The organism is Nocardioides sp. CCNWLW216 (assembly GCF_037120545.1).
Lineage (GTDB): Bacteria > Actinomycetota > Actinomycetes > Propionibacteriales > Nocardioidaceae > Nocardioides > Nocardioides lianchengensis.
The window spans coordinates 178,030-190,765 of record NZ_JBBBBJ010000010.1 but is presented as its reverse complement, the minus strand read 5'-3'; the positions used below and the strand labels follow the sequence as shown (position 1 = coordinate 190,765).

Below are 12,736 nucleotides of genomic sequence, written 5' to 3'. Positions count from 1 at the left end.
ATATCGTTCACGTACGCGAACTCTTGGTTGTCCTGCCAGGATGAGCGGGTGCGTCGTGCCGTGGCTCCCCTGCTCGCGGTCACCGTCGCGCTCGTGCTGGCCGACTCGGCGGTGGTGACCCTCGCGCTGCCCGACATCCTCGTGCACCTCGACGCGACGGTCGGCCAGGTCGCGTGGGTGCTGATCTCGTTCAACCTGGTGCTCGGCCTCGGCGCCGTCCCGACCGCGATGGCCGCCGCGCGCGCCCGGCCGCAGGTCCTCGGGGCCGTCGGCATCGCGGTCTTCGCCGCGGCCTCGGCGTGGTGCGCCGTGGCGGGCTCGATCGACGTGCTGATCGCGGCCCGCTGCATCCAGGCGGTCGGCGGGGCCCTGGCCCTCGTGGGGTGCCTGGAGCTCCTGGTCGCGGAGTGGGGCGAGCGGCGCGGCGTCGCCGCGTGGGTCACGGCGGGCGTCATCGGTACGGCGGCCGGCCCGGTCGCGGGCGGGCTGCTCACCCAGGCGATCTCGTGGCAGGCCATCTTCGTGGTGCAGGTGCCGTTCGCCGTCCTCGCGGTCCCGGCCGCGCTCGCGGTCGCCGCCGTACCCGAGCAGGAGCCGGACCGGCACCGCCCCGCCCTGCGCCCCAACCTCACCCTGGCCCTGCTGTCCGCGGCGCTCACCGCGGCGCTGTTCCTGCTGGTGCTGCTGCTGGTCCAGGGCTGGCGACACTCCCCCGCGACCGCGGCCCTGACCGTGTCCGTGGTGCCGATCGCCGCGCTCGCCGCCGGGCCGCTCGCGCGGCTGCTGCGCACGCCCCCGCAGGTCGAGGTCGGGGTCGGCTGCTTCCTGGTCGCCGGCGGCCTGGTCGCGCTGGCCATCCCGCCGTCGTCCCACCTCGCCTGGACCGTCGCGCCGCAGGCGCTGGTCGGCCTGGGCCTCGGCCTCACCGTCGACCGGCTCACCGCCCAGGCGATGGAGCTCCGCCTGCCGCGGGCCCGGCACGCCGGCTGGACGATCGGTGCGCGCCACGTCGGCGTCGTCGTCGGGTTGGCGATCCTCACGCCGGTCTTCACCGCGGACCTCCAGGACGCCCAGGAGCCCGCCGAGCAGGCGATCACGGCGCTGGTCATCGACGCCCCACTGCGCGCGGAGGACAAGATCGCGGTCGCCCGCGCCCTCGGCGACGAGCTCGCCGACCAGCAGGGCCAGGTCCCCGACCTGCACCCGGCCTTCGCGAGCCTGGACCTCGCCCCCTCGGAGCAGCCCGCCGCGTCGCAGCTCGAACGCGACCTCGACGAGCAGCTCGAGCGCGCCGCCACCCGGGCGTTCCGCGACTCGTTCCTGATCGGCGCCGGACTGGCACTGCTCGCCCTGCTGACCGTGGTGCTCGGCGCGGTCCGGCCCCGGTCCCGGGAGACCGCGTGAGCGCCGCGGCCCGGGCGCTCGGCCTGCCGGTCGCCGCGGCGGTCCTCGTGGCCGGCGTGATCGGCGTCCAGCTCGCGGGCGGGGGCGGCTCCTTCGAGCCACTCCGGACCGCCGACCCCTGTGTCGAGCGCACCGTCACCTCACGCTCCGACGGCATCGAGGGACTCACCGAGCGGCTGGTGCTGCTCGGCGTCGACGGCGCCGCCTGCCGGCTCTCCGTCAGCCGCGAGGCGCTGACGCTCGAGCTCGGCCAGGGCGGGGAGCGCAGCGACGCCGAGATCGAGGCGCTGCGCGACGGGCTGCGGGACGCCGTACGACGGCTGGACGAGGAGGGCACGCTGCCCCCGGCCTCCGAGCTGGTCGACGAGGCCCTGGACTCGGCCGACCTCAACCGGTTCCTGAAGGCTGCGATCCGCGCCCTCCCGGACTCCGTGGTGAACGCCGCGCTGAAGACCGACGACGTCCTGCTGCGCACCGTCGACGACCTCGACCTGCGCGAGCTGCTCGGCAACCTCGAGGACCAGGGCGACCTGAACGCCCAGCTCGAGACCGCGGTGACCCGGGCGGTCAAGGACTCGCTCGCCGACCGGGTCCGCGACCTGGTCTGAGGGTCGCCCGGGCGCGATCAGCCCGACGCGCGCGCCAGCCTGGCCCGCAGCCGTCGCACCTCCTCCTCGAGCGCGAGGACCCGGCCCACGCCAGCGAGGTTGAGACCTTCCGCCAGCAGCTCGCGGACCCGGTGCAGCCGCTCGATGTCCGCCGGGCTGTAGAGCCTCGTGCCGCCCGACGTGCGGGCCGGATCGACCAGGCCGCGGCGTTCGTAGACCCGGAGGTTCTGGATCTCCATCGACACCATCTCGGCCGCGACGGAGATCGCGAAGACCCCTCGATTTCTCTCGCTCACGGGCTTGAGTCTGACGCATCATCTGGGTATATAAAACCTGTAACCGTTGATACAGGTTCGGCGGACTTACGCAGGACGTCGACCACCCTTCACAGAGAGGAAGAGCCATGCTGCTGCGCACCACCGACCCGTTCCGCGACCTCGACCGCCTGACCCAGCAGCTACTCGGCACGACCAACCGGCCCGCGGCGATGGCGATGGATGCCTGGCGCGAGGGTGACCGGTTCGTCATCGAGTTCGACCTGCCCGGCGTCACCCGGGAGAGCATCGACCTCGACGTCGAGCGCAACGTGCTGACGGTCCGGGCCGAGCGCGTGACCCGCAACGGCGACTGGCAGATGCTGGCCAACGAGCGCACCCGTGGGACCTTCAGCCGCCAGCTGGTCCTCGGCGACAACCTCGACCTCGACCGCATCGAGGCCAGCTACGACGCCGGCGTGCTTCGGCTCGTCGTCCCGGTCGCCGAGCGCGCCAAGCCGCGCAAGATCGAGATCGGCTCCAGCCAGGACGGCGAGCACCGCGAGCCCGCCGCGATCGAGGGCTGATCCCGTCCCGCCGTCGGGGGTCGCCGGTCACGCATCGGCGGCCCCCGCGCGCGAGGATGCGAGGCCGGTCGGAGCACCCTGCTACCGTCTGAGGTGTTGAAGGGGGTTCTCCCCACCCGGTGGCCACAGTGGTCGCCGAGCTCATCGCCTGTTCGTTGGTCTTCGGTCAGCTGGACATACACGCCATGTCTTCAGCTCGCAGCGAGCGCCCCGCGCGCGCTGCATCCACCGCAACGAAAGAGGAATCAGATGACCCAGGGCACCGTGAAGTGGTTCAACGACGACAAGGGCTTCGGCTTCATCGCCCAGGACGGTGGCGGCGCGGACGTGTTCGTCCACCACACCAACATCCAGGGCACCGGCTTCAAGAGCCTCGCGGAGAACCAGAAGGTCGAGTTCGACGTCGTCGCCGGCCAGAAGGGCCCGCAGGCCGAGAACGTCCGCGCGGTCTGAGAAGACCCCGCACCGCCGAACGGCGGCTCCCGGCTCAGGCCGGGAGTCGCCGTTCGTGCGTTTCCGGAGGGGGGTGTCCTACTTCCCCGGATCACCGGGAAAGTAGGACGTTCCTGGGCGAAGCATCCCCCGGGAACGTCAGGGAAACCCCGAGAGGTCGGCGATCGGGGCCGGCGATCAGTCCGCGGTCGCCGACGCCCCCGTGATCGGCGTGATCCAGGACTGATGCGTCGCGCTGTTCTTGGTGATCGCCAGCAGCTCGTCCATGTGGGGCTCCAGCCCGGTCACCTTGTCGAGCGGCACGCCGACGATCAGCTGGAAGCCCAGGCCGCGCCAGGCCTGCACGGCGCGGCCGGCGAACTCCGAGTCGGCCTTCACGAAGCCCTCGTCGAGGAAGACCGGGGCGAAGCGGGGCCGCGAGCGGGTCTCGTCGCCGAGGCGGAAGCGCAGCGCGGAGCCGACGATGAAGGCCACCAGCTCCTGGCTCTCACCGCCGCTCTTCTCCCCCAGCGTCCGGTACGTCGCCCGCAGCTCGCCGGTCGCCGGGTCGTAGCGCTCGGCGCTGATCTCGACGTGCCGTCGTACGTCGAGCAACCGGTCGCGGTCGGTCGCGGCGGCGCCGGCCTCGCCGACCTGGGTCGGCTTGCGCAGCTGCTGCATGAAGCGGCTGAGGTCCGCGAAGCGGCGCTCGAGGTCGTCCTCGGCCAGCTCGGTGGTGGCCGCGGCGGAGAGGGCCCGCAGGTCCTTCATGAAGACCTGGACGTGGGCCGGGGCCAGCCGGCGCAGGCGGATCCGGAGCCGGTCGCCGGAGGCGCCGAACTCCAGGCGCCGCAGGATCGCGTTGATCGGGTCCAGCCGGTCCTCGATCTCCTCGATCGAGGCCGCCATCGCCCCGACCAGCGGGACCAGGTCCTGACCGCTCCACTCGGTGAGCCGGCGCCGCCACTCCGAACGCCGCCCGGCGAGGCCCTTGCCGCGGATCTCGTCGAGGATCCGCGCGTAGTCGGGGTACGACTCCGCGGTGGCGCCCAGGTTGGGCGAGTCCCACTGGAACTTATAGAGCCGGAAGATCCCGGTCAGCTCGTCGTCGACCCGTCGGATCTCGGCGTCGGCCTCGGCGACCGCGCCGTGCAGCCGGTCGGCGAGGCGCTGCGAGGTCTCGGAGAACCGGTCGGGGTCGTCGGGGTCCGCCGGCGCCGCCGCGGCCGCGAACTCGGTGGCCAGCGCGGCGTCCTGCTCGGCGGTGAGCACGACCGCCCCGCTGCGCTCCATCGCCTCGAGCCGGTCGTTGACCAGGTCCTCGGAGTCGATCAGCTCGGCGTGGGTGGAGTTCAGCTCCTGCTGGCGCCGCTCCAGGCCGAAGCGCGCCCGCCGGGTCTGCTCCAGCTGGGCCTCCAGCGCCTCGACCTGCTCCTGCAGGACCTGGAGCTGGTCGTCGGCGGCCAGGATGTCGTCGCGGCGACGTTCGAGGTCGGCGATGCGGCGGTCGCTGCCGGCCACGTCGAGGTCGTCGAAGCGGGCGTCGGCGACCGCGTCGTACGCCGTCCGCGCGCGGGTCAGCACGCGCAGCCGGCGGTCCTGCTCGGTGACCTCCGCGTCGAGGGCGACCAGGTCCTGCTCGAGCGTCGCGAGCTCGGCGTCGATCTCGGCGATCGCGCCCTCGTTGGAGAAGCCGATGATGCTGCGGGCGTCGTTGCGCCCGTGGGCGCCCCGGCGGCCGCTGCGGGTCTGGCCGGCGAGCGTCACCCGCAGCCCGTCGCCCTCGAGCCCGGCCGCGGTCTCCACGCACAGGGCGTTGCGGGCCGGGTCGTCGACGTGGGCCTGCACCCAGCCCGAGAACGGCGAGTCCTGGAACAAGAGCTTGCCGGCGATCCGCTCCGGGTCGCCCGGCCCGCGGTCGGGGAGGTCGAGCTCGGCGCCCTCGAAGGTCAGGCGGCCGCGCAGCTGCAGCCCGTCGATGGCGGCCGAGAAGGCCGCGAGCCGGTCGAGCGGCACCAGCAGCACCCGCGCGGTGCCGCCCAGGACGGTCTCGATCGCGGTGCGCCAGCGCGCCTCCTCGGGCGCGACGTCGAGCAGCTCGGCGACGAACGGCAGCTCGTCGATCCCGAGCCCGCTGGCCTTCGCCACCTCGGCGCGCAGCTCGTGCATCCGGGCCGGCATCCGGCCGGCCCGGCCCTCCAGCGACGCCCGCTCGCCGCGCAGCTCGCCCTGCCGCTGCTGCAGCGGGAAGCGTCGGTCGCGCAGCCCGTCGCGGGCCCGGCCGAGCCGGTCCTGCTGACCCTGCCAGCCGTCGAGCCAGGCGCGGGCCCGCTGCTGCAGCGCCGCGAACGCGGCCTCGGACCCCAACGCGTCCGCGACGCCGTCGGCGTCCGGACCGGCGTCGTCGCCGGACAGCTCGATCAGCGGCAGCAGCCGCTCCTGCAGCACGGCCCGCCGGCCGGCGCGGTCCTCGCGCACCACCGCCTCCTGCTCCAGCGAGAGGGCGAGGGACTGCAGCGTGGAGCCGCCGGCCGCCCGGTGCGCCTCCTTGGCCGCCTCCAGGTCGCTCTGCAGCGCCTTCTCCGCACCGGCGGTGCGGGTGCGCTCCTCGTCGGTGGCCCGGCGGTCGTCGCGGTTGGCGTCGACCGCGCCGCCGAGCAGCCGGCGGTGGGTGCGCAGCAGCCACAGCCGCAGCGGTGTGTCGCCGGGCAGCGTCACGCCGTACGCGTCGAGCTCGCCGAGACGTACGCCGGCCGCCACCCGCCGCTCGTGCAGGTCGGTGATCGGGTCGAGCAGCTCCAACTTCTGCTCCTCGACCCGCATGGCGGAGTACGCCGTGTCGAGGTCGTCGAAGTGCTCGACCGCCCGGTCGGCCGCGGCGTACGTCGAGGGCCGCTCCAGGACCATGTCCTTGTAGAGCTCGTCGACGCTGCGGACCTGGTTGCCGGCCTGGATCCGGGCCAGCAGCCGCAGCGCCTTGGCGCCGTCGCCGTTCGCGCCGATCCCGAGCCGGGCGTGCAGGACCGCGGAGAACTCGGCGTACGTGCGGTGGACGCGGACGCCGGGGTAGAGCTTCTTCAGCGTGTTGGCGTGGAAGCGCTCGGGCACCGCGACCTCGAGCGCGTCGAGCGACAGCGCGCCCTCGTGGGTCACCAGCTGCATCTGCACCTCGCCGGAGCGGGCGGCCCGACGCGGGACGTAGTAGGTCCGCAGTGCGGTGAACCGGCCGCCGTGGTCGTTGACGAAGGTCATCGCGACCGCGCCCCAGGTGTCGGAGCCGCGACCGCGCAGCAGCTGCTCGACCGGTCGCCCGGTGCGGGGGTCGTCGACCACGTCGACCGCGCCGCGCAGGTAGGACAGCAGGTTGCGCTGGCCGACGCCGCGGGCCCGGCCCGCGACCGCGTCGTTGGAGGCGCCGTTGAACTTGGTGTCCGACGGCATCATCAGCGCGGTGTAGGCGTCGAGGATGGTGCTCTTGCCGACCCCGGAGGCGCCCGAGATCATCGTCGCGTCGCCGCGCAGCGGCACCGTGGTCAGGCCGCCGAAGCCGCCCCAGTTGACCAGCTGCAGCAGCGCCGCGCGCCACTGCACCGTGTCGTCGGCGGGCGCGTCCACCAGCTGCTGCTCGAAGAGCCCGTCGGTCGTCGTCACTCCGTGTCCTCCCCGTGAACCGGCCCGTCGGGCTGCTCGTCGAACAGCTCCGCCTCGGGCTCGGGCGGCGGCTGCTCGGCGCGGTTGGCCCGCTGCAGCGCCTCCAGCAGCTCCTGCATCAGCTCCAGCGGCAGCAGCGGCTCGACGGCCTCGCTGATCTCGTAGCGGTCGTCGGACGCCGCCCCGATCAGCAGCCCGGACTTCACCACGCTGACCACCGCGTTGCGGGCGCGCTTCTCGTCGCCGGCCTCGTCGGTGGCGTGGGCCGGCCGGAAGCTGGCGACGTACTCGACGATGTCCTCGCGGTCGACGAAGACCCGCGCGTCCCCGCCCGCCAGACCGGCGCGCAGCCGGTCACGCAGGTGGACCAGCACCAGCGTCTCCTCGCGCGACCACGCGGCGTCGTAGAGCAGGGTCGGGAAGCGGCTGCCGGTCTCGGAGGTGGCCTGGCGCTTCCAGGCGACCTCGCGCGACCGGTCGACCACGAGGTCGAGGAACAGGTCGTTGAGGCGCGAGCGGAGCACCCGCTCGTGGTCGACCAGCACCGGCCAGTCGCGCCGGTGGGTGCGGGCGCTGATGAAGCGCTGCTTCAGCAGCGCGACCAGGGCCCGGCGCTGGGCGTACTCCAGCCCGCCCTCGTCGCCCTCGAAGAGCGAGACCGACGAGTCGTCGATCGGCTCGACGTCGAGGTCGACGTCCAGGTCGACGTCCGGATCGGGGTCGGTCACGGGGCTGCTGTCGAGGTCGGCGTCGACGCTCATCGCGCGGCGTCCTCTCGGGTCTCGGGTCGGCGGTCGGGGTCGGGCAGGGGGGTGCGGGGCACCGAGAAGGTACGGCGGCTGCCGTCGGGCCGGACCGTCACGAAGGCTTCCAGCTCCTCCTCGCTGAGCCACTCGCGGTCGGCGGCGAGGTGGAGCAGGCCGAAGATCTCGACCGGCCGCCGCAGCGACGGCTCGAGCCGGTCGAAGAGCTCGCCCAGCGAGCCGGCCGGGAGCAGCGAGCCGAGCGCGTCCTCGAGCCGGCTGCGCAGGGCCGAGAGGCGGGGTCCGCCCTGCGCGAGCAGGCCCTCCAGCGACACGGCGGGCGCCTCGGCCGGGTCGCCGCTGCGGATCCGCTCGGGCAGCACGTCGTCGGCCGGGTCGTAGAACCGCTCGCGCAGGTGCTCGGCCCCGGCCCGGGCCGGGAGGAGGGGTACGTCGTGGACCGCGCGCGGGCCGGTCGTGGCCATCCAGGTCATCAGCTCGGACTCGATCTGGCGCAGCGTCTGCTCGAGCTCGCGGTCGCGGGCCGCGTCGTGGGAGACGATGTACTCCTTCAGCGTGGCGGTGACCCGCGAGCGCTGCGCCAGCACCCGGTCGAGCCCGTCGCGCACGAGCCGCACCGTGCCCTGCAGCTCGGCCCGGTCGGCGTCGCTGATCAGCCCCCCGGAGAGCGGGTGGTCGAGCAGCGCCGTGAGGTCCTCGCGGAGCTGGGTCACGAGCGCGTCGTCGCGCAGCAGGGCGAAGGCGCCCTCGAAGGCCCGACCCTCGTGGGTGGCGGTCATCAGCGCGTCGGCGCGCGCGAGGTAGTCGTCGATCACCTCGCCGGCCGGGCGGTCCTCGGCCCGGAAGGCGGCCAGGATCTGTCCGCGGATGGTGGCGAAGCGCTCCTCGACGCGCGCGAAGTCGCTGGGCAGCGCCGAGATCAGCGAGAGCAGCTCGGTGAACCCCTCGACCATGTAGTCCTCGGTCGCGCTGACCAGCTCGGCGCCGTCGACCAGCCGGTCGCGCTCGGCCTGGAGCCGGGCGATCTCGGCGTTGAGGATGGTCACCCGCGACGTCCGGTCGGGGTTGGCCTCGGCGTTGAAGCGCCGCACGGTGCCGAGGATGGTGGCGATCCGGTGCTCGCTGAGCGTGGCCCGGTCGCGGGCGAGGTTCTTGACCAGCTCCAGGGCCTGCTGGGCGTGGGAGGTCAGCGTGTAGACCTCGTGCCCGGTCTCGTCGAGGGCCCGCACCAGCCACTGCCCGCGCATCCACCGGTGGCACAGGTCGCGGCCGTTGCCCGTCGGGACCTCGGTCTCGCCGGCGAGCCGGATCTCGGCCAGGTGCTCCTCGACCTGGGCGTGCAGGCGCGCGGTCGGGATCGGCTTGTTGTTGCGCCCGAAGGCGGCCCGGAACACGGTGATGACGACGGCGGCCTGCCGTTGGTGCAGCAGGGTGAGGGTCGGCTGCGAGAAGGCGCCCTTGACCCGGGCCAGCTCCCCGGCGATCTCGCTCATCCCTGCTCCTCTCGCGCTCGCGCCCGTGGGCGGTTCGTCAGCGGGCAAGTGTCGCAGAGAGGGCCGACCGTACGATCATCCCGTGCGGGCGATCAGGTACGACGCGTACGGCGCGACCCCGGCGCTGGTGGATGTCCCCGACCCCACCTGCCCCGCCGACGGGGTGCTCGTCGCGGTCGGCGCGACCGGTGTCTGCCGCTCCGACTGGCACGCCTGGCAGGGCCACGACCCGGTGCCGCTGCCGCAGGTGCCCGGCCACGAGTTCGCCGGTGTCGTCGCCGCCGTCGGACCCCAGGTGCGCACGGTCCGGGTCGGCCAGCGGGTGACCGCGCCGTTCGTCTGCGGCTGCGGCCGGTGCGCCTGGTGCGCGGCCGGCGACGCGCAGGTCTGCCCCGACCAGCAGCAGCCCGGATTCACGATGCCCGGCTCGTTCGCCGAGCTGGTCGCCGTACCGGCCGCCGACCTGAACGTGGTGGCCCTGCCCGACGACCTCGACCTCGTCACCGCCGCGGCGCTGGGCTGCCGGTTCGCCACGTCGTACCGCGCGCTGACGGCGCACGGTCGGGTCGGGCCGGGCGACTGGGTGGCCGTGCACGGCTGCGGCGGCGTGGGGCTCTCGGCGGTGATGATCGCGGCCGCGCTCGGCGCCCGGGTCGTCGCGGTCGACCTGTCGGACCAAGCGCTCGCCCTCGCGACGGAGCTGGGCGCCGAGGTCGTGCTGACCGGCGGCGCCGACGCCGCCCGGCGGGTGGTCGAGGCCACCGGCGGCGGGGCGCACGTGTCGCTGGACGCCGTCGGCTCCCCCGCCACCGCCGTCGCGTCGGTGTCGTCCCTGCGCCCGCGCGGTCGCCACGTCCAGGTCGGGCTGCTGCTGGGCGAGCAGGCGACGCCGCCGCTGCCGATGGACCTCGTGGTGGCCAGGGAGCTGCAGGTCCTCGGCTCGCACGGCATGGCCGCCCGCGACTACCCGCCGATGCTCGACCTGGTCGCGTCGGGCGCCGTACGCCCGGACCGGCTGGTGGGCGCCGTCATCGGGCTGGCCGACGCCGGCGCCGCCCTGGCCGCGATGGGCGAGCCGGCCACCTCGCCCGGGATCACCGTGGTGAGCCTCGAGCGGTGAGGGCCTCCTCGACCACGAAGGCGGTGACCGCGGCCAGGATGACGACCGGCATCAGGTCGCCCGCGGCCTCGCCCAGCAGCAGCACCACGAGCAGGATGCTGGTGACCGGGAGCCCCAGGACGGCGACGCCTGCGGCCATCCCGGCCGCCAGCGCCGGCACGGCACCGAGCCCGGGTGCGGCGGTGCTGGCCACGACCCCGACGGCCGCCCCGAGGAAGATCGCCGGGAAGACCGCACCGCCCCGGAAGGCCCCCAGGCAGACCGCGTAGGCGAGGCCCTTGGCCAGGACCAGCAGGACGAGGGCGCCGGTCGACCACGCCGAGGGGGCGGCGGCGAGCACGCCGAGGGTCGCCTGCCCCGACAGCACCACCTCGGTGGGCGAGCGATCGGTCGCGGCGCCGTACCCCATGGCCGCGGTCGCCGCGACCACGCCCGCGCCGACCGTGGTCGCGAGCAGTCGGGTCCTCGCGCTCTCGGCGACCCGACGCCCGAGCCCGAAGACCGCCCAGGTGAGGGCCGCGACCACGGCCGCGATCGGCACCGTCCACAGCACGTCGCCGACGCGCAGGCCCGTCGGCCCGAGGTCCGGGATCGCCAGCGATCCGATGTCGAGCCCCGTCCACCGGCCGAGGCCGGTGAACACCAACGCCCCGACCCCGCTCGCGACCAGGCACGGCAGCAGCACCAGCGTCGCCGCGCGACGCCCGAGCCCGAGGAGCTCGAGGAACAGGACGGCGGCCACCAGCGGGTTCCCGAAGATCGCCGAGACGGCGGCGGCTGCGCCGCACGCCGCGAGCACGGGGGGCGGTCGCGGGGTCCGTGGCGGCGCGGGTACGGCGGGCCAGCAGCAGTGCGAGCGCACCACCGAGCGCCACCAGGGGCGCCTCCGGCCCGAGCACCGCGCCGAGCACCAGGCTCGCGGACGCCGCCAGGACCACGCCCGGGAGCTCGGCCGTCGTGGGCGTCGTCCCGGTGTCCAGGCCCCGCGCCGGCACGTGCCCGCCGTGACCGGGCAGGAGGCGGACCGTCGCCGCGACCAGCACCCCGGCGGGCACGAGAACGACCACCGGCCACCACACCGGCACCGCGCCGTCGCCCAGCCGCAGGGGCACCGTGTGCCACACCAGGTGCTCGAGCTCGTGGACCGCGACGAGGAAGCCGAACCCGGCCGCCGACATCGGGATCCCCACAGCGGCTGCCGTCAGCAGGAGACGGACGAAGTCGCGGCTGTGCAGTTCGGTGGGTGGGAGCACGACCCCGACCTCCTCGGGTGGGAGCGCGGACCGACCACGCTGCCGCGCCCAGGCGCCGCCCGCCTCACCTGCTCCGGGTGAGCCCGACCGGCCGGGTCAGCGGTCGATCATCGCCTGCATCGCCTCGTTGTAGCGCTCGCCCTGGACGACGATCGTCGCGCTGGCCTGCTGGATCTCGTCGAGGTCGGCCGGGGTCAGCGCGAGGGACGCGCCGCCGACGTTCTCCCGCAGCCGCGTCGTACGACGGGTGCCGGGGATCGGGACGATCCAGGGCTGCTGGGCGAGCAGCCAGGCCAGCGCCACCTGGCCGGGAGTCGCGTCGTGGCGCTCGGCGATCCGTCCGAGCAGGTCGACGACCGCCTGGTTGGCGGCCAGCGCGTCGGCCTGGAATCGCGGCAGGGTGCGGCGGATGTCGTTGTCGGCGAAGGTGGTGGACGCGTCGATCCGGCCGGTGAGGAACCCGCGGCCGAGCGGGCTGAACGGGACGAACCCGATGCCGAGCTCCTCGAGCGTGGGCAGCACCGACTCCTCGGGCTCGCGCCAGAACAGCGAGTACTCGCTCTGCAGCGCGGTCACCGGCGTCACCGCGTGCGCGCGCCGGATCGTCCCGGCGCCGGCCTCCGACATCCCGAAGTGGCGCACCTTGCCCGCGGCGATCAGCTCCCCGACCGCGCCTGCGACCTCCTCGATCGGCACGCCCGGGTCGACCCGGTGCTGGTAGAAGAGGTCGATCGTCTCCACGCCGAGGCGCCTCAGCGAGGCGTCGGCCACCTCCCGGACGTGCTCGGGCCGGCTGTCCAGCCCGCCGGTCTGCTTCCCGTCGGCGTCGAAGGAGAAGCCGAACTTGGTCGCGATCACGACCTGGTCGCGAACCGGGGCCAGCGCCGCGCCGACCAGCTCCTCGTTGACGAACGGGCCGTAGACCTCGGCGGTGTCGAAGAGGGTCACGCCGAGGTCGACGGCGTCGCGGATGACCCCGACCATCTCGTCGTGGTCGCCGGCCGGACCGAGGCCGTGGCTCATGCCCATGCAGCCGAGGCCGAGGGCGGAGACCTCGAGGCCCTGCCCGAGGGTGCGCGTGTCCATGCTGGTGCTCCTTGCTGAGGCCGAGGTGGATGTGCCCCAAGAGAACACCCCCGCACCTGAGCGCGAGGACCTGTCAGCCGCTAC

At 74.3% G+C, this 12,736-nt stretch carries 11 protein-coding genes; 5 read left to right on the top strand and 6 right to left on the bottom strand.

The annotated features are described in order from the left end of the window. The first annotated feature begins 48 nt into the window (after positions 1 to 48). Together V7S47_RS20640 and V7S47_RS20635 are read left to right on the top strand one after the other, a co-directional pair. Positions 49 to 1,404 (top strand): MFS transporter, encoded by a 1,356-nt coding sequence (locus V7S47_RS20640; RefSeq protein WP_336563329.1) that lies wholly within the window; start codon positions 49 to 51, stop codon positions 1,402 to 1,404. Beyond that, positions 1,401 to 2,012, top strand: coding sequence for a hypothetical protein (locus V7S47_RS20635; protein WP_336563328.1), 612 nt, complete (start codon positions 1,401 to 1,403; stop codon positions 2,010 to 2,012). The genes V7S47_RS20640 and V7S47_RS20635 overlap by 4 nt, the downstream gene beginning before the upstream one ends. A gap of 17 nt (positions 2,013 to 2,029) precedes the next feature. Here the strand turns inward: V7S47_RS20635 and V7S47_RS20630 are convergent, their stop codons facing one another. Further along, positions 2,030 to 2,308, bottom strand: coding sequence for a MerR family transcriptional regulator (locus V7S47_RS20630; RefSeq protein ID WP_090858899.1), 279 nt, complete (start codon positions 2,306 to 2,308; stop codon positions 2,030 to 2,032). Between the two features lie 107 nt (positions 2,309 to 2,415). Between V7S47_RS20630 and V7S47_RS20625 the strand changes: the two genes are divergently transcribed. Both V7S47_RS20625 and V7S47_RS20620 read left to right on the top strand, forming a co-directional pair. Further along, positions 2,416 to 2,853 carry an Hsp20/alpha crystallin family protein gene (locus V7S47_RS20625; protein ID WP_336563327.1) on the top strand — a complete coding sequence of 146 codons (438 nt, stop codon included), beginning with the start codon at positions 2,416 to 2,418 and terminating at the stop codon, positions 2,851 to 2,853. A gap of 249 nt (positions 2,854 to 3,102) precedes the next feature. Further along, entirely contained in the window at positions 3,103 to 3,306 is a 204-nt protein-coding gene (locus V7S47_RS20620; protein WP_090858906.1) for a cold-shock protein, read from the top strand. A gap of 177 nt (positions 3,307 to 3,483) precedes the next feature. On the opposite strand, the gene V7S47_RS20615 is transcribed toward V7S47_RS20620, so the two are convergent. From V7S47_RS20615 to V7S47_RS20605, 3 genes are read right to left on the bottom strand one after another with little or no spacing between them, the layout of a single operon-like run. Continuing rightward, complete coding sequence (locus tag V7S47_RS20615; protein WP_336563326.1) at positions 3,484 to 6,936, bottom strand: ATP-binding protein; 3,453 nt, start codon at positions 6,934 to 6,936, stop codon at positions 3,484 to 3,486. Next, positions 6,933 to 7,697, bottom strand: coding sequence for a DUF4194 domain-containing protein (locus tag V7S47_RS20610; protein ID WP_336563325.1), 765 nt, complete (start codon positions 7,695 to 7,697; stop codon positions 6,933 to 6,935). Before V7S47_RS20610 ends, V7S47_RS20615 begins: the two co-directional genes overlap by 4 nt. Beyond that, the gene (locus tag V7S47_RS20605; protein WP_336563324.1) at positions 7,694 to 9,193 is read right to left on the bottom strand and encodes a DUF3375 domain-containing protein; all 1,500 of its coding nucleotides are present in this window, start codon (positions 9,191 to 9,193) and stop codon (positions 7,694 to 7,696) included. Before V7S47_RS20605 ends, V7S47_RS20610 begins: the two co-directional genes overlap by 4 nt. Before the next feature lie 82 nt (positions 9,194 to 9,275). On the opposite strand from V7S47_RS20605, the gene V7S47_RS20600 reads away from it, so the two are divergent. Beyond that, positions 9,276 to 10,313, top strand: a complete 1,038-nt coding sequence (locus V7S47_RS20600) for a zinc-dependent alcohol dehydrogenase family protein (protein WP_336563323.1) — start codon at positions 9,276 to 9,278, stop codon at positions 10,311 to 10,313. Here the strand turns inward: V7S47_RS20600 and V7S47_RS20595 are convergent. Both V7S47_RS20595 and V7S47_RS20590 read right to left on the bottom strand, forming a co-directional pair. Next, a complete protein-coding gene (locus V7S47_RS20595) occupies positions 10,288 to 11,112 on the bottom strand; it encodes a chloride channel protein (protein ID WP_336563321.1) in 825 nt (274 codons plus the stop codon). The two genes, V7S47_RS20600 and V7S47_RS20595, sit on opposite strands and share 26 nt — an antisense overlap. Before the next feature lie 550 nt (positions 11,113 to 11,662). Next, positions 11,663 to 12,652: an aldo/keto reductase gene (locus tag V7S47_RS20590; RefSeq protein WP_336563320.1), complete on the bottom strand. Its 990-nt coding sequence runs from the start codon at positions 12,650 to 12,652 to the stop codon at positions 11,663 to 11,665. Positions 12,653 to 12,736 lie beyond the last annotated feature (84 nt).